Annotated in this window: 24 protein-coding genes; 15 read left to right on the forward strand and 9 right to left on the reverse strand. The window is 69.2% G+C overall.

Annotated elements, in window-relative coordinates:
- Positions 1 to 190: 190 nt before the first annotated feature.
- Positions 191 to 1,528: an ATP-grasp domain-containing protein gene (locus ACZ4O3_RS33725; protein ID WP_467725893.1), complete on the reverse strand. Its 1,338-nt coding sequence runs from the start codon at positions 1,526 to 1,528 to the stop codon at positions 191 to 193.
- Between the two features lie 158 nt (positions 1,529 to 1,686).
- On the opposite strand from ACZ4O3_RS33725, the gene ACZ4O3_RS33730 reads away from it, so the two are divergent.
- The gene (locus tag ACZ4O3_RS33730; RefSeq protein WP_467725894.1) at positions 1,687 to 2,019 is read left to right on the forward strand and encodes a hypothetical protein; all 333 of its coding nucleotides are present in this window, start codon (positions 1,687 to 1,689) and stop codon (positions 2,017 to 2,019) included.
- Between the two features lie 697 nt (positions 2,020 to 2,716).
- On the forward strand, positions 2,717 to 4,054 hold the full coding sequence (locus ACZ4O3_RS33735; RefSeq protein ID WP_467725896.1) for a hypothetical protein: 1,338 nt from the start codon (positions 2,717 to 2,719) through the stop codon (positions 4,052 to 4,054).
- A gap of 112 nt (positions 4,055 to 4,166) precedes the next feature.
- On the opposite strand, the gene ACZ4O3_RS33740 is transcribed toward ACZ4O3_RS33735, so the two are convergent.
- The 3 genes from ACZ4O3_RS33740 to ACZ4O3_RS33750 all read right to left on the reverse strand — a co-directional run bounded on the left by ACZ4O3_RS33740 (position 4,167) and on the right by ACZ4O3_RS33750 (position 5,255).
- Positions 4,167 to 4,298 (reverse strand): hypothetical protein, encoded by a 132-nt coding sequence (locus ACZ4O3_RS33740; protein WP_467725898.1) that lies wholly within the window; start codon positions 4,296 to 4,298, stop codon positions 4,167 to 4,169.
- 82 nt (positions 4,299 to 4,380) lie between these two features.
- On the reverse strand, positions 4,381 to 4,692 hold the full coding sequence (locus ACZ4O3_RS33745) for a hypothetical protein (RefSeq protein WP_467725899.1): 312 nt from the start codon (positions 4,690 to 4,692) through the stop codon (positions 4,381 to 4,383).
- Positions 4,671 to 5,255: an MFS transporter gene (locus ACZ4O3_RS33750; RefSeq protein WP_467725901.1), complete on the reverse strand. Its 585-nt coding sequence runs from the start codon at positions 5,253 to 5,255 to the stop codon at positions 4,671 to 4,673. The genes ACZ4O3_RS33745 and ACZ4O3_RS33750 overlap by 22 nt, the downstream gene beginning before the upstream one ends.
- A 362-nt stretch (positions 5,256 to 5,617) precedes the next feature.
- On the opposite strand from ACZ4O3_RS33750, the gene ACZ4O3_RS33755 reads away from it, so the two are divergent.
- Complete coding sequence (locus tag ACZ4O3_RS33755) at positions 5,618 to 6,367, forward strand: lysophospholipid acyltransferase family protein (protein ID WP_384988466.1); 750 nt, start codon at positions 5,618 to 5,620, stop codon at positions 6,365 to 6,367.
- Positions 6,368 to 6,493: 126 nt separating this feature from the next.
- Here the strand turns inward: ACZ4O3_RS33755 and ACZ4O3_RS33760 are convergent, their stop codons facing one another.
- Both ACZ4O3_RS33760 and ACZ4O3_RS33765 read right to left on the reverse strand, forming a co-directional pair.
- Positions 6,494 to 7,054, reverse strand: a complete 561-nt coding sequence (locus ACZ4O3_RS33760) for an NADPH-dependent FMN reductase (RefSeq protein ID WP_467725903.1) — start codon at positions 7,052 to 7,054, stop codon at positions 6,494 to 6,496.
- Positions 7,055 to 7,268: 214 nt separating this feature from the next.
- Positions 7,269 to 8,177, reverse strand: coding sequence for a helix-turn-helix transcriptional regulator (locus tag ACZ4O3_RS33765; protein WP_467725905.1), 909 nt, complete (start codon positions 8,175 to 8,177; stop codon positions 7,269 to 7,271).
- Between the two features lie 209 nt (positions 8,178 to 8,386).
- Here ACZ4O3_RS33765 and ACZ4O3_RS33770 point away from each other — a divergent pair, with 209 nt between their 5' ends.
- The 7 genes from ACZ4O3_RS33770 to ACZ4O3_RS33800 all read left to right on the forward strand — a co-directional run bounded on the left by ACZ4O3_RS33770 (position 8,387) and on the right by ACZ4O3_RS33800 (position 17,003).
- On the forward strand, positions 8,387 to 9,361 hold the full coding sequence (locus ACZ4O3_RS33770) for an aldo/keto reductase (RefSeq protein ID WP_362723369.1): 975 nt from the start codon (positions 8,387 to 8,389) through the stop codon (positions 9,359 to 9,361).
- Between the two features lie 375 nt (positions 9,362 to 9,736).
- Positions 9,737 to 10,081: a hypothetical protein gene (locus ACZ4O3_RS33775; RefSeq protein WP_467725907.1), complete on the forward strand. Its 345-nt coding sequence runs from the start codon at positions 9,737 to 9,739 to the stop codon at positions 10,079 to 10,081.
- A gap of 355 nt (positions 10,082 to 10,436) precedes the next feature.
- On the forward strand, positions 10,437 to 11,522 hold the full coding sequence (locus tag ACZ4O3_RS33780; protein WP_467725909.1) for an alpha/beta fold hydrolase: 1,086 nt from the start codon (positions 10,437 to 10,439) through the stop codon (positions 11,520 to 11,522).
- Positions 11,523 to 11,867: 345 nt separating this feature from the next.
- Positions 11,868 to 12,434, forward strand: a complete 567-nt coding sequence (locus tag ACZ4O3_RS33785) for an RNA polymerase sigma factor (protein WP_384988461.1) — start codon at positions 11,868 to 11,870, stop codon at positions 12,432 to 12,434.
- The gene (locus ACZ4O3_RS33790) at positions 12,431 to 13,663 is read left to right on the forward strand and encodes a CU044_5270 family protein (RefSeq protein ID WP_467725911.1); all 1,233 of its coding nucleotides are present in this window, start codon (positions 12,431 to 12,433) and stop codon (positions 13,661 to 13,663) included. The genes ACZ4O3_RS33785 and ACZ4O3_RS33790 overlap by 4 nt, the downstream gene beginning before the upstream one ends.
- 299 nt (positions 13,664 to 13,962) lie before the next feature.
- The gene (locus ACZ4O3_RS33795; protein WP_467725912.1) at positions 13,963 to 14,763 is read left to right on the forward strand and encodes a hypothetical protein; all 801 of its coding nucleotides are present in this window, start codon (positions 13,963 to 13,965) and stop codon (positions 14,761 to 14,763) included.
- A 1,301-nt stretch (positions 14,764 to 16,064) separates the two neighbouring features.
- On the forward strand, positions 16,065 to 17,003 hold the full coding sequence (locus tag ACZ4O3_RS33800; RefSeq protein ID WP_467725914.1) for an SDR family NAD(P)-dependent oxidoreductase: 939 nt from the start codon (positions 16,065 to 16,067) through the stop codon (positions 17,001 to 17,003).
- 10 nt (positions 17,004 to 17,013) lie between these two features.
- Here ACZ4O3_RS33800 and ACZ4O3_RS33805 read toward each other — a convergent pair whose 3' ends face one another.
- A complete protein-coding gene (locus ACZ4O3_RS33805) occupies positions 17,014 to 17,904 on the reverse strand; it encodes a helix-turn-helix transcriptional regulator (RefSeq protein ID WP_362728383.1) in 891 nt (296 codons plus the stop codon).
- A 178-nt stretch (positions 17,905 to 18,082) separates the two neighbouring features.
- Here ACZ4O3_RS33805 and ACZ4O3_RS33810 point away from each other — a divergent pair, with 178 nt between their 5' ends.
- The 3 genes from ACZ4O3_RS33810 to lexA all read left to right on the forward strand — a co-directional run bounded on the left by ACZ4O3_RS33810 (position 18,083) and on the right by lexA (position 20,257).
- Entirely contained in the window at positions 18,083 to 18,871 is a 789-nt protein-coding gene (locus tag ACZ4O3_RS33810; RefSeq protein WP_467725916.1) for an SDR family oxidoreductase, read from the forward strand.
- Positions 18,872 to 18,952: 81 nt separating this feature from the next.
- Positions 18,953 to 19,087, forward strand: coding sequence for a hypothetical protein (locus ACZ4O3_RS33815; RefSeq protein WP_362719370.1), 135 nt, complete (start codon positions 18,953 to 18,955; stop codon positions 19,085 to 19,087).
- Positions 19,088 to 19,585: 498 nt separating this feature from the next.
- Positions 19,586 to 20,257, forward strand: coding sequence for a transcriptional repressor LexA (gene lexA / locus ACZ4O3_RS33820; RefSeq protein ID WP_467725917.1), 672 nt, complete (start codon positions 19,586 to 19,588; stop codon positions 20,255 to 20,257).
- Between the two features lie 43 nt (positions 20,258 to 20,300).
- On the opposite strand, the gene ACZ4O3_RS33825 is transcribed toward lexA, so the two are convergent.
- On the reverse strand, positions 20,301 to 21,257 hold the full coding sequence (locus tag ACZ4O3_RS33825) for an ABC transporter permease (protein ID WP_467725918.1): 957 nt from the start codon (positions 21,255 to 21,257) through the stop codon (positions 20,301 to 20,303).
- A gap of 185 nt (positions 21,258 to 21,442) precedes the next feature.
- Positions 21,443 to 23,593 carry a SpoIIE family protein phosphatase gene (locus tag ACZ4O3_RS33830; protein WP_467725919.1) on the reverse strand — a complete coding sequence of 717 codons (2,151 nt, stop codon included), beginning with the start codon at positions 23,591 to 23,593 and terminating at the stop codon, positions 21,443 to 21,445.
- A gap of 192 nt (positions 23,594 to 23,785) precedes the next feature.
- Here ACZ4O3_RS33830 and ACZ4O3_RS33835 point away from each other — a divergent pair, with 192 nt between their 5' ends.
- A complete protein-coding gene (locus ACZ4O3_RS33835) occupies positions 23,786 to 24,397 on the forward strand; it encodes a thiamine pyrophosphate-binding protein (RefSeq protein WP_467725920.1) in 612 nt (203 codons plus the stop codon).
- Positions 24,366 to 25,010: a thiamine pyrophosphate-dependent enzyme gene (locus ACZ4O3_RS33840; RefSeq protein ID WP_467725922.1), complete on the forward strand. Its 645-nt coding sequence runs from the start codon at positions 24,366 to 24,368 to the stop codon at positions 25,008 to 25,010. The genes ACZ4O3_RS33835 and ACZ4O3_RS33840 overlap by 32 nt, the downstream gene beginning before the upstream one ends.
- Positions 25,011 to 25,034 lie beyond the last annotated feature (24 nt).

Below are 25,034 nucleotides of genomic sequence, written 5' to 3' on the forward strand. Positions count from 1 at the left end.
CAACGGCCGACTCCGACAGCGTTCACGCGGCTGAAGGTCGCCCTGCGCGCCGGCAATCCGAACTGAGCTCCACCCACAAGTCTTGACAATTGCTCGATGGATGCCGAGCTCCACCGCCGTCTGTCTGGCCCGCTTGCCGGCGCGGACCAGCGCGATGGCACGCGCCCGGAACTCCGGAGGACAGGACGAGTCACGACGTGTGCTCACTTGGTTGCGTGCGGGCCGAGGTCTGTTCGTCCCTCTCGGCGATCGGCCCCGGCGTGAATACTGGTGAGGTCGCATCCACAGAGTCGGGGAAGATCTCTAGCTTGACCGCCGCCCGCGCGGCCGCGATGGTACGCAGCACTGCCGCTCGGTCCGGACCGTGGACCGAGGCACTGACCGGGATGCACATGTTGTGGTCAGTGATTGGCAGATGGTCGCCGGGCTGGAACTCAACGAGAACGTCGGCCACTCCGGGCAGCGCCCTCAGTTCGTCCAGGCCGTGCACCGCCACCAGCGTTCCGGAGGCATCGTTGTTGCGGACTACGACGGAGCCGAGCACAGCTCGGAATCCGTGGTCACCGTCGATTACGTTCGGACGACGGCCGAGATAGCACTCCACGGCATCGTGAAAGGGTCGCAGGTCGGAGTGTCTGGACCACATCGGCACTGCGGGCCCGCCTGAGAAGCGGGACGCTAGCTCGATCAAGTAAACGTCGTCACTCTCTGTCTCGCACTTAACCTCGATGTGTCCTGGCCCTTCGCGTAGGCCGAACGCATTGAGCACCGTCTGGCAGAACCGCTCCACCGGGCCGTAGTCCGGATGGTTGCTGTCGATCTGAACGATGTCCCAGAGCGGGAAGTCGTAGTCCCGATCGTCGGGCCACCGGTATTCCCAGATGTCGATTAGCCTGTGTACACCGCCAGCGCTGCAGAAATTGACCGCGTACTCCCTGCCGCGCACGTACCGCTCCACCAGCCACTCAGTGACCGGTGCGCCGAACAGGTCCGTCCATGCTCGGTCCAGCTTGGTCAGGTCGGCCTCGCTGCTGACGACCACGACGCCCAAAGATCCTGTCCCCATTGTCTGCTTCACGATGACGGGAAAGCCAATGGCTCGCGCCGCTTCCGCCGCATCGTCGAGGGAACTCACCAGTTGGTACTCCGGGACACGTACGCCCATCTCCGTGGCCCTCGCCCGCATCGCTGCCTTGTTTCGTCTCGCCCAACCAAGACTGGGTTCGTTCCCCGGCAGGCCGAGCCGCGCAGCAATTTCATCGCCTACATGAAGACTCGAACCGTTTGTGGGGACCACCGCTCGGACGTCGTAGCCAGCCGTCCGGATAGTCTGGACGGCGTCATCGACGTCGTTCACGCGAAGCGACATGGGGTCGGCCGGGTCGGCCTGTCGGTCTGCGGCCGGGGAGAGACCCGTGAATACCGATAGCGCCTTGAAACCAAGGTCCCGGACAGCATTCCGGTAGCCGCGTCCACTTTCGGAATCTGTGGGATCTATCAACAGTATGAGAGCGTCTCTCGAATCCACGGGATCTCTTTTCGGGCCAAATGAATCGGAGGCGGTGAGGAGTAGACCTTTTTCCTCTCCGAGGGGCGAGTTCCGTCCGGCGGAGCAAGGTCCTTGCACGCAATGTCCCGGCCGAGGGCAATTCAAATGAGATTTCAGAAAACCCCTAACGCGCGGCCATGGCATTGGCAGGTTCCAAGACCATGTCCTCGTGGGGATGGACTCGGTCGACCTCGGCGACCGCGGCCATGAACTCAAAGACGTCGAAGTTTGCGCCCAATCTCCGGGTACTTGAGCATAGGGTTAGGAAACTTCCTCAAGTAGTGGCGGAAATGGCCGCTCATACACGAGATTATGACAAGATCGGTGCCGGCCGCACATCTGAAGAAATCCTCAAGATTGTTCTGCGTGCCCAGGAGGCGGACCGTGAGACCTGCCTCATTGAGGGCGTGCTTCAAGAGCGTGAGACCGCCCGAAGGAGCATCGTCTCCGATCCAGCCGAGCACAATTGACCTTGGCGTCGACAATCTCATGGTGCTTCTCCATTACCCTTTGGTGCTGGCCAGCGTGATGCGGTGGTCCCGATCGTGACATCGCCGCTGCCTGCCTCCACATACCGCTCCCGGTTGCCGCAATGCTGGAGTCGATCCGGTGAGACGCGAGCTGGATCGGCCCGCGTCCACTCACGCGGTGCAAACTGATAGGCACGATTCCTTCGACATGAAGGACGCAAGCCCAAGGAGCACAAAGCGTCACGTCGAAGTTAGCGAGAAATAGAATATTTGTCAGCAGCAGATAGGCGGCAGAAGCCCGGCAGAAGGATGCGCGTGTGCGGCACTCAACTGCCTCTCCAAATACCTGTGAACGGCTTGCGGCGGCGCGAGGTAGACCTGTACGAATTAAAGAGGTCAGCATCTTGCGCTATGTCTTCATACCGTCTTACCGTGCAGTCGACGCTCCGCCGATCTATCACGGTCCGCACGGCGTACACAACGAACCGACGGCGAAGGTAGTGCGGGGTCACGCGTCCAGGAGCGTGCGCAGCGAGGCCGGCGCATGGCAGCTGCCCATCGCGGAAGCGGAGTTCAATTCCCTCTATCAAGTGCAGGAAGGCTCGCACGTGAACGACGGGACGGAGTCGTCTCACATTGAGCTACTCTCCGTCTTCTTCGCGGCGTCCTCCTGGGAGAAGTAGCCTGTGGAATGAGTATGACAGTAGAACACGAGACGGCAGAGCGAGTGACAAACGAGTTCAACCGACGCTGCCAGAACGATGTGCGGTACCGGAGTGTGATGTTGTCCGCTTCGATACCCTCTCCCATCCGCACCGCGTACGATATGACACCCCGGCCCTTCTTCGCCGACCGGAACGCCATGGAAATCCTGGGGATCGACCTCAGAGAGTTGCTCGAGATCGTCGTAGCGCTCCCCAGCCGACTGTTCGGTGCGAACATCAGCGCCTACTGTTCGGCCATCGGATTGGATGAGGAGCGCACAGCCCTGGTCGGCCGCCTGCCCCACGCGAAGCCTCCTACTTCCGGGCGCGCAGACCTAAACCGAGTGGGACCGCAGTTTAAGCTACTGGAATTCAACGTTAACACCGGACTGGGTGGTGCGGACATATCGCAAGTACAGCACGCCCTCATGAACTCGGAACCGTTCGCCGGATTCGCGGAGGAGTTCGGTCTCACCTACACGGACACCATGGCCTCCAGAGCCGAACTGCTGCGCCATGCCGCCTCGGCAGTATCGGAGGGCCGAGAACCCTTCATTGCTGCTGTAGAGGCGGACGGCACAATCTCGACCTGGGAGAAGACCTTCCGTTCCATCCAAGCATCGCTGAAGCAGTACGGGGTAGACCTGGCCTTCGGCGAACTAAGCCAGCTGGAACGTAGGGGCGGCCGGGTGTACCTTGACGGGAGGCCGATCGATCTCATGTTGCGCTATTTCATGGTGGATCAAATCGTCGGCGACGCCGTTGCCCAGGAAACGTACGAGATGGTCTGCCAGGTATCTGAAGAAGGCGGCCTTGTCCTGCATACGCCGCCCACAAGCCACCTTTCTCAGAATAAAGCTGCTATTGCCCTGCTGTCCGACCAGCACTATCGGAACGCCTTCTCCCGCGCTGAGCGAGAATTGATCGACCGCATGGTCCCCTGGACCCGCCTCCTGCGTGAAGGCGCAACCGATTTCGAAGACGAACGCGTCGATCTCATGCGCTTCGCAGTAGCGCACCGGAGAGAACTGGTTCTGAAACCGAACGCGGAGCAAGGGGGTCGAGGCGTCGTAGCAGGCTGGGAAACCGAAGAACGCGCCTGGACAGACCTACTGCGGCAGTCGGTTGGCGGGCCGTTCATCATCCAACACCGCGTCGAGCCCACTCCCGAGCCTGTGGTACATCCCGACAGTGGTCAACTAGAGAGCGTCATGCCCGCGTGGGGCGTGTTCTTCTCAGAGAACGGCTTCGACGGTGCGTTCATCCGGACCGCTCCGTCGGCGATCATCGGAGTGCCCGGTACGAAGCGCAACGCCCTTTTCACAGTCTAATTAATACCGAAGCTGTAGATCGTGATCTTCATGCCTGGGATGCGGCCTGTCGCTGGTAACGGCTGGTGCGGGACCGGGCTTGGTGACGGCGGCGCCAGTCGGACCAGCCGAGCTATAGCAGCACGGCGGTCACCGAGGGCAGGGCGAGCGAGCCCCCGCCACCGACCGGAACCACCGGTGCCACCAGCGCCCACACGGGCAGGGCGGCCAGGCCAAGACCCAGCACCAGCAGCCCCGTCGACATGACGAGCAGCCCCCGGTGACGATGGGGACACGCGGCCCGGACCGCACCGCGAGCCATGCCGAAACCCGGCTGATGAACGCCGTCAGCACGGTCTGGGTACGAAGGCCAGGCCCGCGGCCAAGGAGGTCAGCCCCCGGTCCCGCTGCAGGTGGAGACCGAACAGGAAGATCATGCCGTAGAAGGCTGAGTTGACGGGGAAGCCCGCGGTGGCGGCCACGCTCATGGTGCGCGAGCGCAGCGACGTGGGCGGCACCATGGGATGCGCGCCGCGAGTCTGCGCCACGACGCCCCCCGCCAGCGCGGCCAAGACGAAAGCGGCGGGCACGCGCGCGCTGTCGAAACCGGTGGCACCGGCCTCGACGGCACCGTAGGTCAGGGCACCCGTCGCGACCACGGCTGCGAACTTGCCGGCCCAGTCGAAAGGCACCGCACGACGGAGACAGGGACCGTGCGGGCGGGCAGCGCCAGCCCCACCGGAATGTTGACGAAAAAGATCATCAGCCAGCTCACCTGGCTGAGCAGCCCGCCCGCCTCCGGACCGGCGGCCGCCCCCGACGAACCGGCCATCGCCCAGACCGAGACCGCCCGGGTCCGGCGGACCGAGTCCGGGAACGCGTCCCGGATCAGTGCCGGCGAGGCCGGCACGATCACCGCGGCTTCCGCCCCCTGGATCAGCCGGGCGCAGACCGGCACCGCGAGACCCGGCGCCAGGCCACAGAGCGCAGACGCGGCGATGAACACGGCCAGCCCCGCGCCGAACGCCCGGCGTGCTCCGACCTCGTCGGCCACCGATCCGGCCGACAGCAACGGCGCGGCGAACAGCAGGGTGTCACCGTCCACCGCCCACTGCAGACCGTTCATGCCGCCGCCGAGCCCACGACCGACGGCCGGGAGAGCGACGTTGACGATCGGAGCGTCGAGAGTCATGACGAACGTGCCCAGCAGTGCGGCCCCCACGACTGCTCGTGAGCTTCCCGCGGCGGCGGGGGACCCGTCCGGAGTCACAGCGGATGTGACCGGGCTTGTTGTCGGTGCAGCGGTCTCCTGGCCATCGAAGCGATCATCGCGCGCCCAGTGTCCGTGCGGGTGATCGTCCGGTCGGCAGGCCGTGCCGTGCAGGAGAGCACCAGGACCCCTCACGCACTCTCCCAAATATTGCACAATCAAGTATATTGACCGGCGAAACGGCCGCGGACCGGTGGGACGTCCTGCCGGGGCCACCCGGATCGCCGCGCACCGAAGGACGCCGGGAGGAGGCGGCCGGAATGCGCCGCGAGGGCTGCCGCAAGGACAGCCGCAAGGACAAAGGAGGACCCGGGGTGCCGGGCAAGAATCACAATCCCTACGACGTCTGGTACCGCCTGGCGGCCGCCATCGTGAGACCGGTGCTGTTCGTGCTCGTCAGGCGCCGGTGGCGCGGGCACGAACACATGCCCGCCGAGGGCGGGTTCGTCACCGCCGTGAACCACATCTCCTATCTCGACCCGCTCACCTATGGCTACTTCCAGTACAGCAGCGGACGCCCGCCCCGGCTGCTGGCGAAGGCCTCCCTGTTCCGCATCCCCTTCGTCGGCATGATGCTGCGCAGGACCGGGCAGATCCCGGTCCACCGAGGGACCGCCGACGCGGCGACGGCGCTGCGGGCGGCGGTGGACGCCGTGAACAGGGGGGAGTGCGTGGCCGTCTACCCCGAGGGCACCGTCACCAGGGACCCGGAGATGTGGCCGATGGCCGCCAAGACAGGTGCCGCACGCATAGCGTTGACGACGGGCGCGCCCGTCATCCCGGTCGCGCAGTGGGGCGCCCACCGGATCGTGCCGCCCTACGCGCGCGGCGGCCGTGGCGACCGGCGTGTCCGGCTGATACCTCGGCAGCCCGTGCACGTGGTCGCCGGACCGCCCGTCGACCTGAGCCGGCACGCCGGCAAGCCCCTCACCCCGGACGTGCTCAAGGAAGCCACCGAGGACATCATGCGCGCCATCACGGTTCTCCTCGCGGAGATACGTGACGAGGAACCCCCCGCGGCCCCCCGCACGGTGAGCCGTACGGCACCCGAGCGGACACGGTGATCTCCCGGCCGGCCGGTACGGCATCGGCCGTACACCTCACTGAGTAGGTCCGGACACGCGACGGCGAGGGCGATCACGCCGCCCTCGCCGTCGGTCGGACCCCGGCCGGCCGCCTGCCGGCCCGGTTCAGCTGGCGCGAAGCGGAGCCAGGGCCTTGGACCACGCCACGACCTGGTCCAGGGTCGTCGCCAGCGTGTCGCGCTGGTTGTCGGCCGGCTTGAAGGCGGTGAAGTTCTCGAAGTCGGTGAACAGGGAGAGGGCCACATGAGCGCGCACGTCGGCCATCTGCATCTCGCCCGCGATGCCACGGAGGTGCTCGACGGCCCGGGCGCCGCCGACCGAGCCGTAGCTGACGAAGCCCACGGCCTTGTTGTTCCACTCGGCGTAGATGAAGTCGATGGCGTTCTTGAGCGCCCCCGGCACCGAGCGGTTGTACTCGCCGGTGACGATGACGAAGCCGTCGAGGGAGGCGATCTTCGCGGCCCAGGCCTGGGTGTGCGGCTGGGTGTAGTTGCCGAAGGACGCCGGGTAGGCCTCGTCGAGAAGCGGCAGCTTGTAGTCCAGCAGGTCGACGATCTCGAACTCCGCGTCGGTGCGCTGGGCGGCGATGTCGTACACCCAGCGGGCGACGGCCTCGGCGTTGCGGCCGGGCCTGGTGCTGCCGACGATGATTCCGATCTTGGTCATTTCTTGATCCTTCGTATGAGGAGCGATGGCGTGGAGACACGCCCGCTGCGGCAGGAATGTGCCGGTGAAGTCCACATGGTATGTGCTTGATGCGTCAAGTAATAGTCATGAGTGGCCGAACATGTGAGTTCGTGCTGTGACTCACATCGCCTCTGTTCACCGCCGGCCGGTGCGGGAGGATGCGCGCGAGTCACGGCCGGTTGTGCCGATCAGCTCAACCCGGCTGATCCGGGCCGTCCTTGACGGCGCTGTGGTCGTCGGCGCGGGAGGCCTGCGAGGTGCTGAGCATGTCGAGGAGCACCATGGCGTCGTGGTCGGGGGTGGTGGGGTCGGCGTAGTACGCGACGAGGCGGTGGCCGGAAGTCCCCTCCAGCAGCATGGACTGGTAGCCGAGGGTGAGGTCGCCCACCTGAGGGTGATGGAAGTGTTTGGTGCCGGGCCGGTGCGGCCGGACGTCGTAGCGTTCCCACAGGCGGGCGAAGTCTGGGCTCTTCAGGAGCAGTTCGCCGACGAGTCGGGCGAGATCCGGGGCGTCGGGGTCGGTGCCGGCCAGCGCCCTCAGGCGTGCCACGCAGCCGCGTACACGGGTGTCCCACTCGGGGAACAGGTCGCGGGCGCCGGGATGGAGGAAGTAGTAACGGGCGAGGTTGCGCTGCTTGACCGGCCAGTTCTCGATGCCGGCGTACAGACGCAGTCCGCCCGGGTTGGCGGCGAGCACGTCCAGGGTGCGGCTGAGGACGTAGGCGGGGCCGGGACGCAGGTTGTCGAGCAGGAGGTCGATGCCGGGCCGTACCGTGCGACTGGGCGCGGGGGTCGGTTCCGCGGTGCTGCGCGCGGCTCGTGCGGCCAGGTTGCGCAGATGGTCGTGTTCGTCCTCGTGCAGACGCAGCGCGCGGGCGAGGGAGTCGACGACCGCGGGACTGGGACGGGTCTCCTTGCCGCGTTCGAGGCGCGTGTAGTAGTCGATGCTGACGCCGGCGAGGGTGGCGAGTTCCTCACGGCGCAGTCCCGGGGTGCGGCGAAGACCCGGCCCGGGCGGAAGGCCGACCTGCTCGGGGGTGACCTGGGTGCGGCGGGCGCGCAGGAACCCCGCCAGATCGTTACCGCGCTGATCAGGGCTCATATGGCTAGTGTGCCAGTCCGGCACTGCTCACGAGGGGGCCGTGGGGGGCCGTATCGCTCCCTGGAACGCGGCTCCCCGGCACCGTCGGGCCTGCCACGCGCCGTTCCCGGCCGCCACAGTGGACGAGCCGCCGCGGTCATCGCTCCGACGGCGCTCCCCGGGCTGCGAGCCCGCATCCCTCACCTACGGCCATGAAGGCGGAACACACCATGCGCACCACCACTCTCGGCAACCACGGACCTGAGGTAGGCGTCATCGGCCTGGGCGCCATGGGGATGAGCTTCGCCTACGACATGGCCACCCCGCGCGACGAGGCCACCTCCGTCTCCGTGCTCCACCAGGCCCTCGACCTGGGCGTGACGCTGATCGACACCGCCGACGTCTACGGCCCCTACACCAACGAGGAACTCGTAGGCCGGGCCCTGGCCGACCGCCGCGACCGTGCGGTGATCGCCACCAAGGTCGGCATGGAGTGCATCGACCCCACCGGCGGCCCCGGCGGCGCCCCGCTGGTCAGGCCCAACGGCCGTCCCGAGCATGTCCGGGCCGCGATCGACGCGAGCCTGCGCCGCCTCGGCACCGACCACATCGACCTCTACCAGCTCCACCGCGTCGACCCCGAGGTCCCGCTCGAGGAGACCTGGGGTGCCCTGGCCGAGGCGGTCACGGCCGGCAAGGCCCGCCATCTCGGTCTCTCCGAGGTCAGCGTGCAGCAGATCCAACGGGCCCAGGCCATCCACCCCGTCACCACCGTGCAGTCCGAGTTCTCGCTGTGGACGCGCGACGTCCAGGCCGAGGTCCTGCCGTACTGCCAGAAGTACGGCATCGGCCTGCTGCCGTACTCCCCGCTGGGCCGCGGCTTCCTTCTCGGTCGCTTCGGCTCCTTCGACGAACTGCCGGCGAACGACCAGCGACGGCGCCTGCCCCGCTTCCAGCAGGACAACCTGCGCGCCAACCTGGACATCGTCGGCAAGGTCCGTGACGTCGCCGACCGCATCGGCGCCACGCCGGCGCAGGTCGCGCTGGCCTGGCTCGTCGCGCAGGGCGAGCACGTCGTACCGATCCCGGGCACCAAGACCCCGAAGTACCTCGCCGACAACGCCGCCGGCGCGGATCTGCGGCTGTCCCCGGCAGACCTCGCCGAACTCGACGCCATCCCGGCCCCCGTCGGCGCCCGGTACTGACCGGTCCCCGAAGACCGACGACAAGACCGACCGGACCGGCCGGGGCGGGACATCCCCGACAGGTCACGCGCCACAGCGGCAGCGGCCTCACCCTGGCTGTCCGCGAGCCCCTGCGCCGCAGCGGCGACCTGTTCGACCCGTCCCGCACCGGGCTCGACAACTTCTCCCTCGCGTCCCCGGCCTCCCCGCCCCGGACGCCTGGGCCCGGCACCTGGACGGCCTCGGACCCCCTGGTCACCGTTGCGGGACGTCGGGCATGCGGCCTTCATCACCGTGACGGATCCCGGCGGCATCCCCTGGGAGCTGCTGGAGGCCCGGCCGCCCACTGGCCGAGCTGGGTAGACAGCGACGCGTACCATTTTCGGCGAGACACGTATGTCAGCACTGAGCACGCCTCCGTCGGACGGCAAGGCGGCGAAGTTCGCCCGATCGTTCCTGGACCGGTGGTCCGAGCGGCAGTTGAACGACGCGGCGGCCGACACCGACGTGCCGGCTACCGCCATTTCGGTCCTGCACGGACACACCCACGGTCTCCATCTGAAGTCGGTGTCCTTCGGCCAGGTGACCGCCGTGGGCCCGTCGTCGGTGACCCGGGGCGCGACCAAGGTCACTTTCGACGTCACCGCGCGGGCGGCGGGCGGTACGTGGACCTGCCCGAGTGCGGTGGCTGACGGGGAACTGACCCGTGGACGGAGTCCTCGGTGGTCGCACACTTTATGAATCACTTACTTGACCAGTGATGAATGTAACTCTGCTCGACGGGGTGGACATGATCGCGGAAGGTCACGGCCGCCCGGTGCCCCGGCGTGGGCGAACCCGGCACCGCAGGTCTTCCGTACCTGATGAAGGTGGAGATGGGACATCGTGGAGCCTGGGGATGCCATGGCGTCATCCGCCCGCTTCCCGGCGTCCAGATGGCCGTTGGGTGATGTGTCACGTAGCGCACGAGAGCGCTCGTCACTTGTTTGACTGGTGATGCACGTCGTGAGAGAGTCACGCTCACCCGCACCGCAGCACCCGCCCCCGTGGGCCTGCTGAGAGCGCCGACAGGCCGGCGCATGTGCCCCGCATCCGCATGACGGAGGGTTTTCCCACGATCGACAGGCGTACCTTCAACAAGGCCCTCGGTATCGGTACCGGCGCGGCCACGGTTTCGATGGCGGGGTTCCAGCTCGACGCGAGTGCGGCACCCGGGCGCCATGGCCGGGGCGGTACGTCGGCGCCGACGGTGCCTGCCGTGACATCGGGTACGCACACGTCGTTCGCCCGGCTGAAGCAGGTCAGGGCGGGCCTGCTGGACGTCGGCTATGCCGAGGACGGCCCGAGGCACGGGCCGGTCGTGATCTGCCTGCACGGCTGGCCCTACGACATCCACAGTTACGTCGACGTCGCTCCGCTGCTGGCCGCGCAGGGCTACCGGGTCATCGTGCCGTTCCTGCGGGGGCACGGCACGACGACGTTCCTGTCCTCGCGGACGGTCCGTAACGCGCAGCAGTCGGCCGTGGCCCTGGACATCATCGCCCTGATGGACGCCCTGAAGATCGACAAGGCTCTGCTGGCCGGTTTCGACTGGGGCTCGCGCACCGCGGACGTCATCGCGGCGCTGTGGCCCGAGCGGGTGCAGGGGCTGGTGTCCGTGAGCGGATATCTCGTCACCAACGTCGCGGCGCAGCAGAAGCCGCTGGCGCCGAAGGCCGAGTACACCTGGTGGTACCAGTACTACTTCGCCACCGAGCGTGGCCGACTGGCCATGCAGGACAAGACCGACCGGCACGATCTGTGCCGCCTCGTGTGGGACACCGTCTCCCCGACGTGGGACTTCGACGACGCCACCTTCGAGCGGACGGCCGCCGCGTTCGAGAACCCCGACTACGCGGCCATCGTGATCCACAACTACCGCTGGCGGCTGGGTCTCGCGGAGGGTGAGCGCCGCTACGACCGCTACGAGAGGGTCCTCGCCACCCGCCCCGTGATCACCGTGCCCACCATCACGCTCGACCCGGAGCGCGATCCCTTCACCGCCCCCGGCGACGGCGCCTCCTACCGTGACCGGTTCTCCGGCAAGTACGCCCACCGCACTCTCACCGGCATAGGCCACAACCTCCCGCAGGAAGCACCCACCGCCTTCGCTCAGGCCGTCGTGGACGTCGACCACTTCTGAGGCGCCGCCGGACGGAGGGAACGACGTCCCTGCGTCGCACCCGATGTCGAGGTGGTGCAGCGGTCATCGGCATCAGATGCCTCCTCGGCGGGTCCGTCACCCCTGTGGTGGCGGACCCGCCCGTCTTTGTCATGGGCCGGACACGGACACGCGGCAGCCACGTGCTCGACCGGGCAGGTCCTGGTCACACCTCGCGGATGTGCACGAGCGGCGACGCGGGACACGGCAGCAGATCGCCCGGCGGCATGACGTAGGTCACAGCGCCGGGTTTTGGCGTTCTCCCGTGTAAGAAACGGGCCGCTTCCCGCATTGCTTGGTGAGAGAGCCGAGACGAAGGGAGGGCGCGTGACACCTGTTGAGCGCTTTCGGGGTGTCTACGAGGAGTGTTATCCGCGTGTCCTCGCCTATGCCACGAGCCTGGTCGGACGTGAGGTGGGGGAGGACATCACCAGTGAGACGTTCACGGTCGCCTGGCGGCGGATGCGCGACATGCCTCACCCGGCGCTGCCGTGGCTGCTCGGCGTGGCCCGCAACCTGGTGCGCGAACTGCGCCGCCGGGACGCGCACCAGTACCTCCTCGCCACCGAGGAAGCACAGCGCATCAGCAGCGGGGCCGAGGCCCACGTCAGTGACATCGCGGCGGTGGTCACCGACCGGCACATCGCGCTGCAGGCACTCGCGAGCCTGCCGGAGGCCGACCGGGAGCTGCTGACTCTGCTCGCCTGGCACGGTCTGAGCGCCAAGGAGGCCGCCCGGGTTCTGGGCTGCACCACCGCGACGCTGACCGTCCGCCTGTACCGGGCCCGCCGCCGTCTGGAAAAGGCCCTGGAGACGGGGCAGGCATCAGAGGCGGCGTCGGCGGCTTCCTCGGAGACCGCGTTTCCCACCCACCACCAAGGAGCCCCCGCGTGAAGAACACCACCAAGCGGTCCCAGCGGCCCGACGTCATCAAGGTGCTCGCGGAGGCGCGGCCCGACGACCTGAATCCGTCCCTGCTGGCGGACTCGGCGCGGCAGCGGCAGGACTTCGCGCGCATCGTCACCGAGTCGACGGACATCCACGCGGCGAACCTCGCCGAAACGCGCCGCAGGAGCGGCTTCCGCCCGCTGGGCGCGGTGGCCTTGACCGCCGTGGCGGCATCCGCGGTGGTGACCGTGGGCGCGATCGACTGGCGGGGGTCGGCCGACCGGCCGGCCGCACAGGCGCGGTCGTCGGCCCCGTCGCGGACGCCCGGCTCCGGGGCGGACATCCGCGTCGACGGCCACGTCGAACTGCTCAGCGCGGCCACGCACGCGCAATCGTCGCCCGCCGAGGGGACGTACTGGCAGACCACCACGCAGTCGCGGCACGTGGACGTCGCCGATGCGAACGGGCAGCTCATCGCCGTGAGCAGCACAGGGACCGCTCACTGGTCGGTCGGTGTGCGGCCCGGAACGAAGAGCCTGTTGGTCTCCGGGGAGAACTCCGTGACCGAGCCCATGACGGCGGCGGACAGGGATCGCTGGAAGGCCGCCGGCTCGCCCCACACGGTGGTGGCCGAGGTCGGGATCAAGTCCGGTACCGCCAAGATCGCCTACACCGTCGGATCCGGGCACCCGACCCTCATGCGGACGAGTGTCGACGACAAGATCTACGCCGTGGGCCCGAACAACGTCTCCTACCAGGACCTGCGCGCGCTGCCCTCGACCACCGCCGGACTGCGCCGTTACCTGGAAGCGCTGTACGCACAGGACAACGGCGCCGACGGCGGCACGTCGGGCCGCAGTTCCTGGATGCTGCGCCAGGCGGGCAACCTCATCACGATGCCCGTGAAGCCCGGCGTCCGGGCGGCGGCCTACCGTGTGATGGCCGGCCTGCCCGGGGTCCGGGTGGTCGGGCACGTCACGGACCCGCTGGGCCGCGAAGGTGTCGGAGTCGAGTTCCCCGACGCCTACCCGACACCGCTCGGGACCACCAGGGAGCGGCTGGTCGTCGACCCGTCCACCGGCTCGATGCTCAGCGACCAGACGCTGCTGCTCGAACCCTCCGCCCGGGCCGAGAAGGCAGGTCTCAAGGCCGGCACGACGGTCAGCAACGAGGCGACGACCCGGATGGGCTGGGGCGAGCAGCAGATCACCGTGCCGAAGAACGCCCGCAGCTGAGCCGGAACCGGACCGAACAGCGCTACCAGGAGTACGCCGTGGGCAGGCCGGCCCGCCCACGGCGCGTCCCGCACCACTGACGCGTGGACCGGCCGCCTGCGCGACGCGGCAGATCCGCGGCGGCACAGCCATGCCCCCGGCCGGTCCCCTGTCCCGCGATGCACGGTCTCGGCCCGGCCGCAGGCGGCCCGGAGCGCCGTGCGCACCGCGCTGAGTCAGCCGGGCCGTCCGGCTGCCGAACCCACGCCGCGGCCGAGAGCCTGCGGCTCGTTCCCGTCCTCTTGAGGAAGCCCGTACCCATGCACCTCCCCAAAACGTCCCTCTCGGTGACCGTAGCGGTCATCGCCTCCACGCTGGGTATCGCCGCGTATCAGTACCTGCCTGATGAAAGCCCAGGCCCGGACTCGGGCAGGGCCGCGGTCGCCCAGGACACCGCCGGAGGCGCCGCGGCCGAGCCCTCGGTGTCCGCTCCCGCCACACCGCGGGAGACGGTCCAGTCGCGACCGGAGTTCCCCGCCCGGCTGCCCGGACTCGGCCCCAAGACGTCGGCGCAAGTCCCGCGGAGTGCCCGGCAGGTCCTTCTCGTCACGGGAGCGGGGAAGGCCTCGGCGTCCGCGAAAGCCGTTCTCTGGCAACGTGTCGACGGCGGCTGGCGTCCCGGGGCGGTGTGGGCCGCGCACAACGGCTACAAGGGCTGGACCGACGAACACCACGCGGGTGACCTGCACAGCCCCATAGGGGTGTTCGGTCTCACCGACGCCGGCGGCCTCCTCGCCGACCCCGGCGGCGAACTGCCGTATCACCAGTCGGGCGCCTTCTACACCAACGACGTCGGCCTGGGGGGCGAGTCGCTCCAGGGAGTCTTCGACTACGTCATCGCCATCAACTACAACCGCCTGCCCGGTACATCACCGATGGACGGCACCAAGCCCCTGGGCGAGAACCGGGGCGGGGGTATATGGATCCACGTCGACCACGGCGGCCCCACACACGCCTGCGTCAGCATCTCCAAGGCGCACATGAAGGAGCTGCTGCGCACGCTGGATCCCGCCGACCACCCCGTCGTGGTCATGGGCGACGCGGCCTCCCTCGCACGATGACGGTCCCCGGGTCCCCCGGAGCAACCGTGTCCTCTCGTTCCCGCCCCATCGTGATCGCCTGTGCGGCGTCCGGTGTGTCGGTCCTCGACGCCTGCACGGTCCCGGCCTCCGGTACCGCGCCCTCCGTGCCGGGGACAGCGCATTCCGAGCAGCCGGCCGCGACCGCCTTCCGGCTCACCACCGGCGCCGCCGACGGCGAGTGGCACCCCGGCGCGTCAGGCGATCGAACAGGTCGCGTCAATGGCCTGTCGGGCCGCCACCTGCCCGCTCCAGACGGTCGGTCTCACAATGCCTCCGCAGTGCAGGTGCGCAAGTGGGGGGGCCGCTGTGTGGGGCATTGCCCGGGAGCAGCACGGCACGGGCAAGCCGTCCGGCGAAGCCGTGGGCAGCCGGCGGCGGGCGGTGCGCGCGTCTTCCGCATACCGGCACCGGCAGCGGGCGGAGGTGGTCGTGCGCTGGAGGGAGAGCCGCGAGAGCAAGGGCGGATCCGCCGGTTCCGGGCACTGTTGCACGGCCGGACCGGGGCGGACGACGCGGAGTTTCCGTATGGCGGTGACACCGCCGGCAGACTGCGGGAACGGAACCCGCGGTGCTGTCCGGAGTTGATGACTCTCATCGGCCCCCGGATGCTTCTCATCGGTGAGGCTCCCGGTTACCGCGGTCAGGACGCGACAGGACTTCCGTTCAGGAGCGTGGCCCCTCTGCGGGCCAGGCCCGGCTGATCACAGGTGCCCGGGAGGGGGGAGGGTTTCGAAGTTCCGACGGATCCCCCTGCCCGGGCGGAGGCTTCCTCGGCCCTGGTGTGGCGTGCCGTGGCAGCACCGCGGGGGCCGGAGCCGATGTCCTGGCCGGTGTACCCGAACCATCCGCACGAGCCCGGGCCGGCCCGGCACCAACCGCCCGCCACGGGCCGCTGAGGTCGCGCGGCGGACACCCATCGCTCTCGCCCTGATGGCGGCCTTCCGGATCGAGGTGACCGTGGCGGTCGGTCGCAAGGGTCAGGGTGCACTCGCCCGCAACGGGGTGGAAGCGATCCCGATACGTCGTCCAGCGCAGGGCGCTGCCCGCATCCTCGCCGCCCAGGTATCCGGAGGACGGTGGAAGACCCGTCGTGCAGGGGTGGTGAGTGCTGCGTCACCCCTCCTTGCAAGCGGAACCGGCTCCGCTTATGGTCGACGCGTAAACGGAACCGACTCCGGTTATGGCTCGATCCCGGGCGGGCGTTCTGTCTCCGCCCGCCCTCATGGAAGTGGTGCACACCGGCCCCGCCGGGCTGCACCACCGGAAACAGGGAAGAACGCATGACTCAGATCACCACACCCTTCGGCCCACAGTCGACCGCGGCCGATGTCATCGCCGGCACGGACCTCACCGGCCGGCGGGCCGTCGTGACCGGCGCCACCGGCGGCCTGGGCCGGGAGACCGCCCGCGCGCTGGCCTCGGCAGGCGCCGAGGTGACCGTGGCGGGACGGACCCTGAAGGCTGCCACCGACGTCGCACAGGACATCGTTGCCGAGACCGGCAACCCCCTGACGCGGGCCGGGCACCTGGACCTCGCCGATCCGGCATCGGTCGCCGCCTTCACCGCCGAGTGGCGCGGACCGCTCCACATCCTGGTGAACAACGCCGGGATCATGGCCACACCCGAGCGACACACCCCTGCCGGCCGGGAGCTGCAGTTCGCCACCAACCACCTCGGTCACTTCACCCTCGCCCTGGGCCTGCACGACGCTCTCACGGCGGCCGGCGACGCCCGTGTGGTCGTCGTCAGCTCGGTCGGGCACGTCAACGGCCCCGTCCGCTTCGACGACTTCGACTTCACCCGAGAGCCGTACGACCCGTGGTTGGCGTACGCGCAGTCCAAGACGGCGAACGTCCTGTTCGCCGTGGAGGCGGCGAAGCGCTGGGCCGCCGATGGCATCGTCGTCAACGCGCTGAATCCGGGGCGCATCTGGGAGACCGGCCTCGGCCGCCACATGGACACGCCACCTGCCTCCTTCGACCCGTCGGGCGCGTCCGGCGTCACCGAGAAGAACATCGCCCAGGGTGCCGCGACGTCGGTGCTGCTGGCGGCCTCCGACCTGGTCGAGGGAGTCACGGGCCGCTACTTCGAGGACTGCCAGGAAGCCGGCCCCCACACACCGGGCGTGCGCCGAGGCGTCGCCGCCCACGCCGTCGACCCCGACAACGCCCGCAGGCTCTGGGACCTGTCGGTGCGACTGACCGCCGGCGGTCAGTAGCGCCGGACGGTCACTTTCCGGGAGCAGCCGCTCCGCCGGAGCCCGCCGGCCGGTGGTCGGGTTCCACCCCTGTTGCGTTCCAGCTGCTCAGGATGCGCAGGGACTCGGCTGTGGCGGAGCCCGGCTCGGGCATGTAGACGCACAGCGTCTGGTTCTCGTCGCCCGGGAGCTGCATGGACTCGTAGGAGAAGTGCAGGTCGCCGACGAGAGGATGTCGGTAGTCCATCGCCCCGTGGGTGCGGCGCAGCACACGATGGTCGTTCCACCACGTGCTGAACTCTGTTGAATTGAGGGTGAGTTCGCCGATCAGGTCGGCCAGTCGGCGGTCTCCCGGACAGCGGCCCGCCTCCATGCGCAGCATGGCCACCGTTTCGCACGCGACGCGCTCCCAGTCGACGGTGCGCTCGCGGGCCTGCGGGTCGAGCAGGTAGTAGCGGGCGAGGTTCCGGCGCAGGACGGGCAGCGATTCGAAGTCGGTGAGGATGGCGCGGGCCAAGCGGTTGGAAGCCAGGACGTCGGTGCGCCGTCCGATGATGTACGCGGGTACGTGGTCCAGGGTCTGCAGCATCAGGTGCAGCCCCTGACGGACCCGCTGTGGGTTCACCGGTGCCCGCCGCCCGCCCGGGCGGGCCAGGAGATCGGTGAGGTACTCGTGCTCGGCGGCGTCCAGGCGCAGCGCACGTGCCAGAGCGTCGATGACCTCGGGCGAGGGGTGGGCGGCGCGTCCCTGCTCGAGCCGGGTGTAGTACTCGGTGCTGACGCCCGCGAGGCGTGCGGCCTCCTCACGGCGCAGCCCCGGCACGCGGCGGGATCGTCCGTCGGCCGGCAGCCCCGCCACCTCGGGGGTGATCCGCGCGCGCCTGGTGCGGAGGAAGCCGGCGATCTCGCTGCTGCGGTCCATACGTCCAGTCTGGCCGTCGCTCATACGGTCCGCCTCCGCGCTGGGTGGCCCCGTCAGTACCTGTCAGGGCAGGGCCATCTCCGAGCCTTCCGGGCCGGTCGCACGGTGGTGTGCTTGATGCCAGAGGGGCCCCGACGGACATCGCGGCCCACATCGAACCACCGGAAGGTGTCACCTCATGACCACCGAGATTCCCGCACCGGCCTCCACCGAGCCGTTGGACGGCCGGGTGGCGGTCATCACCGGCGCGTCCAGCGGCATCGGCGAGGCGTCGGCCGAGCACCTGGCGGCGCTGGGCGCGAAGGTCGCCGTGCTGGCGCGGCGCGCGGACCGGCTCGACGAGCTGGCCGCCCGGATCGCCAAGAACGGCGGCACCGCCGTGGCGATCGCCGTCGACGTGACCGACGCCGCCGCGGTCCAGGCCGCCGCCGACCGCGTGGAGGCCGAACTGGGCGCCGCGGACCTGCTCCTCAACAACGCCGGCGTCATGCTGCCCGCGCCCGTCGAGGAGCTGCGCGCCGACCAGTGGCAGCGCCAGATCGACCTGAACATCTCCGGGCTGATGAACGTCATCGGCGCCTTCACACCGCAGCTCGTGCGGGCCGCCGGCGAACGCGGTCTGGCCGACCTGATCAACACCTCGTCGAGCGCCGCGCAGAACCTCTACCCGACGTTCGCCGTCTACGCCGGCACCAAGGCGTTCGTCTCGCACCTGTCGAAACACCTCCGGGTCGAGCTGGGTCCCAAGAAGGTGCGCGTCTGCGCGATCGAGCCCGGGATCGTGGGCACGGAACTCCAGGACCATGTCACGGACGCCGGTGCCAATGCGTGGCTGGAGGGTTCGAAGGACACCGTCGACTGGCTCAGGTCCGACGACATCGCGCAGATCGTCGGCTTCATCGCCTCCCGTCCGCAGAGGGTCAACCTCCCGCAGGTCTTCATCATGCCGACGGCCCAGGCCAGCTGATCCCCGGCCACCGGCGCAAGGCCGTCGACGCGCCCGGCGACCGGCCCGGGACCACCCCTTTGGGGACATGGGGTGTCAGCGATGCGAGCGGCTCTTGTGCCGGGCGCCGGTGACGTCCGCGTCGAAGGCGTTCCCGACTCCGTCGTCAAGTACCCGACCGACGCTCTGGTCCGGATCACCGCATCCCGCGTCTGCGGCACCCGCCTGTGGCCGTAGGCCTCGATGAAGCCGCAGGACGGTCCTGCCCGGACGGGCCACCGGTTCACCGGCACCGCCGAGGAAGCCGGTTCGGAGGTCAGGGCCGCCATCGAAGCGGCCCGCGAGGTTGCCGGCGGCCATGGCGCACACGTGGTCGTGGAGGCCGTCGGCACCGAGCCCGCCTACCCCCAGGCCCTGGGCACCGTCCGGCCGGACGGGGTCATCAGCCGGGTCGGCCCACGCAGTACGAGGAGGCCCTCATCGGTTCAGCCGGCCTCTTCCGCCACAGCATCCGCCTGGCCGGCGGCCCCTCGCCGGTCCGCACCTGCATCGCGCAGCTGATGCCCGACATCCTCGACGGCACGATCGAGCCCGGAAAGGTCCTCGGCGTCGCCACCGGCCTCGACGGCGTCCCGGCCGGCGCAGCCATCCACCCTGCGAGTCGAACCAACGTTCCCTTTATGGGAGCCGCGGGTTAAAGTCACGTTCTGTGGATCTTGTACGGAGGTGCCCGGCATGAACAACAGCACGCCCTCGCGCCGAGGCCGGCCCCCAGGCCCTCGGGCCGCCGAAGGGGAGCTGACGGACCGGCAGGCGGCCATCGTCGGCTATATCGAGCAGACGGTGGCCCGGCAGGGCTACCCGCCATCGATGCGGGAGATCGGCCAGGCCGTTCAGCTCGCCAGCACGTCCTCCGTCGCCCACCAGCTGATGACGCTGGAGAACAAGGGCGTCATCTACCGCGACCCGCACACCCCGAGGGCCTACCGGGTCCGCCCCTCGTGGGCCCCCGATCTCAGCACCAGAGCCGACGCGGCCGTCGAGGTCCCGCTCGTCGGAACCATTGCCGCCGGCATCCCGCTGCTCGCGGACGAGGTGGTCGAGGACGTGTACACGCTGCCCCGGCAGATCGTCGGCGACGGCGAGGTGTTCGCCCTGACGGTCTCCGGCGACTCCATGATCGACGCCGCCATCTGCGACGGCGACATCGTCACCGTCAAGCGGCAGGACAGCGCAGACCACGGCGACATCGTCGCCGCGCTCCTGGGCGACGAGGCAACGGTGAAAGTCCTCCGCCGGCACGACGGCAAGGTGTGGCTCATGCCCCGCAACTCGGCGTACGCCCCGATCCCCGGTGACGACGCGCGGATCCTCGGCAAGGTCGTCGGCGTCCTGCGCGTGCTGTGAGCACCCGACGGGGACGGCGCTATCGCCCCGCGGCACATGCTGATCACGAGTGTGGTCGAGGCCGTGCTTCGCGGTACTCGATCAAGCAGAAGACGAATGTTGCCACCAGCGCCCAGCCGGTGAGGACCAGGAACGGCAGGCTGTGGAGGTGGCCGGGAAAGTACACCTCGGTGTGGATCGCACCGATCGCGGCGCCCGACGGGAGCCACGGTCCGACGAGACGCAGGAACGGGGGCAGCAGGGGCCAGGAGACCGCGCCGCCTGACGCTGGATTGCCGATCAGCACGATGATCGCCCATGTGGGCAGGATCGCCCAGCGTCCGATCAGGACGAAGAACATGAGGAACAGTGTGCTCGCGACGTACATCGCCAGCGCCAGGGTCGGCCACACCTGAAGGAACGGCAACGACAGGGCACCGAGCAGCCAGTCCACGGCAGCCGCGATGGCGAACGCGCCCAGCAGGCAGTACGCGCAGATGAAACCGATCCGCGAGGCGGGGCCCAGCGCGCTCGCGTGCACGGTGAGCTGGATGGCGCCCACGAACCCCACGACCACGGATGCCAGCGTGACGTAGAAGATCGCCAGGCCTCTGGGATCGCCCTTCTGGCTCGGCTTGATGTCGCGGATCACGACGTCCACGCCGACGGCCCTGCCGACTTTCGGCCCCGTGGTCTCCAGCAGTTCGGCGACAGAGGCGCCGGAAGCGGACGAGACGTCCATCACGACGGCCCTGCCCGGCTGCTCATCGAAGACCGCGAAGACCGTCTGCTCGTCGACGGCGTTCCTCGCCTGCGCGTACGTGGCGAAACGATGGGGGACGAACGACATGTCCAGCGCCTCGTCCATGCCTGCCAGGAACACTCCGTGGTCCGCATCCTCCGTGCCGACCACCGCGATCGGCACGTCGTGCGGGTAGGGGTTGGCGAATGCGTAGGTGTAGGACCAGGCGAAGACACCGGCGGCCGCGGAGACGAGAAGCACGATCACCGAAGCGGGCATAACGGGTGACCGTCGCAAGGCGTCCCAGAATCCTGGGCCCAGGAGAGGCCGTCGGACCGCCGCGTCGTTCGCACGGCCCCGTGCGCTCCGCTCCACCATGCCGACGACGCTAGGCCGCCCCTTCTCGACGTGCCACGTGGAATGCCCCACTTGGCGGCCGGACGGAAGACGGGCGGCGACACCGTTCAGGGTGGCGGGCCCGCGGACAGCCGAGCCCATACCGTCTTTCCGTCGGGGCTGTAGCGGGTGCCCCAGTTGTCGGCGAGGGTGGCGACGATGAAGAGGCCGCGTCCGTCCTCGTCGACGGTGCGGGCGTGCTTGAGGTGCGGGGCACATGGCGTGCCGTCGTGGACCTCGCAGGTCAGGTGGCGGTCCAGGACGAGGCGCAGCTCGAGCGGTGGGGCTCCGTAGCGCACCGCGTTCCCCACCAGTTCGCTGACGACGATCTCGGCGGTGAAGGCCTCCTCCTCCTCGATGTTCCACGCGGCGAGCTGGCGTCGGGCCGCGGCGCGCGCGAGCGGGGCGGCCTCGTTGCCGGGGGGCAGGGAAAGGACCACGACCCGGTCGGCGGGGAACGCTTTGATGCGGGCCAGCAGCAGGAGCTTCTCCGTTTCGTCACGGCCCCGCAGCGCGTATGCGACGGTGTCGCACACGTCGTCCAGGGAGTCCTCGGCTCCTGCGGCGAGCAGTGGCACCACGTGGCCGTTCGGTATCAGCAGGTTCTCGTTGCAGAGAGCGAGGGTGCTGCCCTCGGGCAGCTCGACCGTGGTGGCGGGGAACGGGGCGTGGCCGTGGCCGGCGAGCACCGGGCCCTCCGGAACGGCAATCGCGGCCGCTGTGCCGTCCGGGTAGACCACGTAGGGGTCCGACAGGCCCGCACGCACGATCGTGCAGTGTTGTTCGACCGCGTCGTACACCGCGATCAGGCACCCGGCGGTGAGCGGCTCGGTCTGGAGACTGTCGCCGGGCGGCAGCGCCGCACGTTCACCCGCCAGGCGGGCGGCGGTGTCGCTGAGCTGGGCCATCAGTTCGTCCGGTTCCAGGTCGAGCGCGGCCAAGGAGTGGATGACGGTCCGCAGCTGCCCCATGGTGGTGGCGGTGGCGACGCCCCGGCCGGCGACGTCTCCCAGGACCAGGGCGGTCCGGGCGCCCGAGAGCTCGATGACATCGAACCAGGCGCCGCCTCCGCCGGGTCCGGGCAGGTGCAGACGCGCGATGTCGACCGCCGAGGTGGTGGCGGGCCGTTGCGGCAGCAGCCGGCGTTTCAGAGTGGCGGCTATCGTGCTTTCGCGCGTGAAGCGGCGGGCGTTGTCGATGGACAGCGCGGCGTGGGCGCACACGTCGGCGGTCAGATCGAGGTCCTCTTCCTCGAACGGCTCCTCGCTGCCGCTCCGGTAGAAGCTGACGATCCCCATGGCCCGGCCACGAAGGGCGAGCGGAGCGACGATCAGGGAATGAGCCTCCGACCGCGCGATCGAGGCCGCCCGGGCCGTGTCGGCGGACAGCCAGAGAGCATCGGGTGTCACGTCGACGCGCCTTGGGCGCAGGTCGGTCAGTACCCGTGAGAACGGCGTGGCATCGGGCAGTCGGCTCACCCCGCCCACGGGATGAGCCGAGACCACCCCGCGGAACGCGGCGCGCAGCAGTTGTACGGCGCCGTCGACCGGCGCCAGCGGCGGATCCTCACCTCGTACGACCCCGTCGATCACCTCCACCACGGCGATGCCGCAGAATCCGGGCACGACCGCACCGGTCAGGGCCCGGCAGACGGCGATGACGTCGAGCTGTTCGTCCACGCGGTCGCGTACCGCTTGCAGGATCGTCAGGCGCTGCGTGGCACGTACCCGGTCGGAGACGTCGAGGGCCAGGACGACGAGTCCCGCCGCGTCGTGGTGCAGGTTCTCCATCCGGATGTACGAGAGGGAGTAGTGCCTGGTCCTGGGATCACCGGGCAGGCGCGCCCGCACGACGTGGTCCAGCACCGGCTTGCCGGTGCTGAGAACACCCCGCGCGACCTTCTCCTCCGCGGCAGGCGCGGCAAGTCCGTAGACGTCGCGGAACGCTCCACCGATCACGGAAACCGGATATGACGGTTTCCGCGCGCATACACCGCTGACCTGGACGATGCGCAGTTCGGCATCCAGAACGTGGAAGATCATCGGTGAGCAGGCCGAGAGTGCCTCCACGACGGCGGAGCTCCAGCGGCCCTCGCCGCTGATCACGCTCGCCACGAGCTCACCGATGTGTTTTCCGACAGCCTCCTGCGCAGACCACCCGAAGACCTTCTCTGCCGAGACGGACCACCCGATCACCCGTCCGTCCGGCGCAACCAGCATGAATGATCCGTCACCGGGCACGGCACACACCTCCAGGGCGGTCACTGTCCCGAGGCCACACCGAACGGCCATCCAGTCATTTGACGTTTTTCACCCTATAGCGCTCTTCGGGGTGCGGTCTCGGCGTCCCGGAACCGCACGGGTCGCCGAGACCGTGCGCGGGGGCAGGAGCGGGACACATGTTCCCGACAGGTGGAATCTGCCCGCGTTCGGCACTGGTCCTGGGGTCGGAGAAGCGATCGGCTTCGTGCATCCGAAGGGCTCGTTGCGACTACTGTCAGTGACGACTTCCACGGCGTTCTCCGTCACCACGGCGTGAAGGCGGTGTTCGGAAACCCCGGGCCGGACGGGCTCTCCTTCCTCACCGGCCTTCCGGACGACATCCCGTACTGCCTGGTGCTGCCGGAGGGCGCCGCGATCGCCATCGCCGACGGTTTCGCCCAGGCTTCGGGCACGATCGGACTCCTCGATCTGAACGCGGCCTCCGGCACCGGCAACGCGATGGGCTGTACGGCCAACACGGCGGACTGTCACACGCCCATGGTCGTCATGGCGGGTCAGCAGGCGCGGCGGTACGTGCCGGTCGGCGTGATGCTCACCAACGCCGGCCCGGTCGAGCTCGCCGAGCCGCTGGTGACATGGTCGGGGGAGCCGCCGCGCCCGCAGGGCGGACCGGCCCTGGTGTCCAAGGGGCTGATGCTCGCCGACTCTCGCGCCCCGCGGTGTGGTCCATCCGTCCGTCCCGCTGGACGATTGGACCGAACCCGCCGAGGTGAGCGCGCTGGAGCAGTTGCTGGACCGTGACGTGGACGGCGCCCCGGTGGTCCCGCGGAAGGCGCTCGACACCCTCGTCCAGGCCCTCGGCCGCGCTTCGGCGCCGGCGCTCGTGCTCGAACGACGTCGTGGTGTGCATCGGGGCGCCCGTGTCCGCTACCACGCACCCGGCACGGACGACTTCCCGCGACGAGGCGTCAGCGTGTACGCGGTCTCCGACGACCCGGACGAGGCGGCACGTGCTCCTTTCGGGCGCATCTCGGTCGGTGACCCGTCCGACGCCCTGGTACGGATCACCGGACTGCGGCTCGGAAACCCGGACCGTCCCGTGGTGGCACTGATCGGGGACGGCGCGATGCAGTACACCCGGGCCGCCCTGTGGGCTGCGGCACGCCGTCAGATGGCCGTCACGTTCGTCGTCTGCACCACCACCACCACGTACCGCGCGCTGCAGGAGTTCTCCGAGGCCCTGCACGTCCACGAGGGCGACTACCTCGGCATCTGCGGCCTCAACGTGCTGGACATCGCCCGCGGTTACGGCGTGGAGACCCACCGGGCCGGATCCCTTGACGACTTCACCGACTACATCCGCAAGGGAACGTCGGCCACCGGCCCCCGCCTGGTCGAGATCCTCCAGCGCTGACGGACACGCCCATCCCGAAAGGAG

It is taken from the genome of Streptomyces sp. NPDC026515, assembly GCF_055567595.1.

What these genes read in the sequence shown, in the direction of transcription:
- ACZ4O3_RS33730 (WP_467725894.1), top strand. Translation starts at nt 1,687, where the DNA reads ATGGCATTGGCAGGTTCCAAGACCATGTCCTCGTGGGGATGGACTCGG.
- ACZ4O3_RS33735 (WP_467725896.1), top strand. Translation starts at nt 2,717, where the DNA reads ATGACAGTAGAACACGAGACGGCAGAGCGAGTGACAAACGAGTTCAAC.
- ACZ4O3_RS33740 (WP_467725898.1), bottom strand. Translation starts at nt 4,298, where the DNA reads ATGTCGACGGGGCTGCTGGTGCTGGGTCTTGGCCTGGCCGCCCTGCCC.
- ACZ4O3_RS33760 (WP_467725903.1), bottom strand. Translation starts at nt 7,054, where the DNA reads ATGACCAAGATCGGAATCATCGTCGGCAGCACCAGGCCCGGCCGCAAC.
- ACZ4O3_RS33765 (WP_467725905.1), bottom strand. Translation starts at nt 8,177, where the DNA reads ATGAGCCCTGATCAGCGCGGTAACGATCTGGCGGGGTTCCTGCGCGCC.
- ACZ4O3_RS33770 (WP_362723369.1), top strand. Translation starts at nt 8,387, where the DNA reads ATGCGCACCACCACTCTCGGCAACCACGGACCTGAGGTAGGCGTCATC.
- ACZ4O3_RS33775 (WP_467725907.1), top strand. Translation starts at nt 9,737, where the DNA reads ATGTCAGCACTGAGCACGCCTCCGTCGGACGGCAAGGCGGCGAAGTTC.
- ACZ4O3_RS33780 (WP_467725909.1), top strand. Translation starts at nt 10,437, where the DNA reads ATGACGGAGGGTTTTCCCACGATCGACAGGCGTACCTTCAACAAGGCC.
- ACZ4O3_RS33795 (WP_467725912.1), top strand. Translation starts at nt 13,963, where the DNA reads ATGCACCTCCCCAAAACGTCCCTCTCGGTGACCGTAGCGGTCATCGCC.
- ACZ4O3_RS33800 (WP_467725914.1), top strand. Translation starts at nt 16,065, where the DNA reads ATGACTCAGATCACCACACCCTTCGGCCCACAGTCGACCGCGGCCGAT.
- ACZ4O3_RS33805 (WP_362728383.1), bottom strand. Translation starts at nt 17,904, where the DNA reads ATGGACCGCAGCAGCGAGATCGCCGGCTTCCTCCGCACCAGGCGCGCG.
- ACZ4O3_RS33810 (WP_467725916.1), top strand. Translation starts at nt 18,083, where the DNA reads ATGACCACCGAGATTCCCGCACCGGCCTCCACCGAGCCGTTGGACGGC.
- ACZ4O3_RS33815 (WP_362719370.1), top strand. Translation starts at nt 18,953, where the DNA reads ATGCGAGCGGCTCTTGTGCCGGGCGCCGGTGACGTCCGCGTCGAAGGC.
- lexA (WP_467725917.1), top strand. Translation starts at nt 19,586, where the DNA reads ATGAACAACAGCACGCCCTCGCGCCGAGGCCGGCCCCCAGGCCCTCGG.
- ACZ4O3_RS33825 (WP_467725918.1), bottom strand. Translation starts at nt 21,257, where the DNA reads ATGCCCGCTTCGGTGATCGTGCTTCTCGTCTCCGCGGCCGCCGGTGTC.
- ACZ4O3_RS33830 (WP_467725919.1), bottom strand. Translation starts at nt 23,593, where the DNA reads ATGCTGGTTGCGCCGGACGGACGGGTGATCGGGTGGTCCGTCTCGGCA.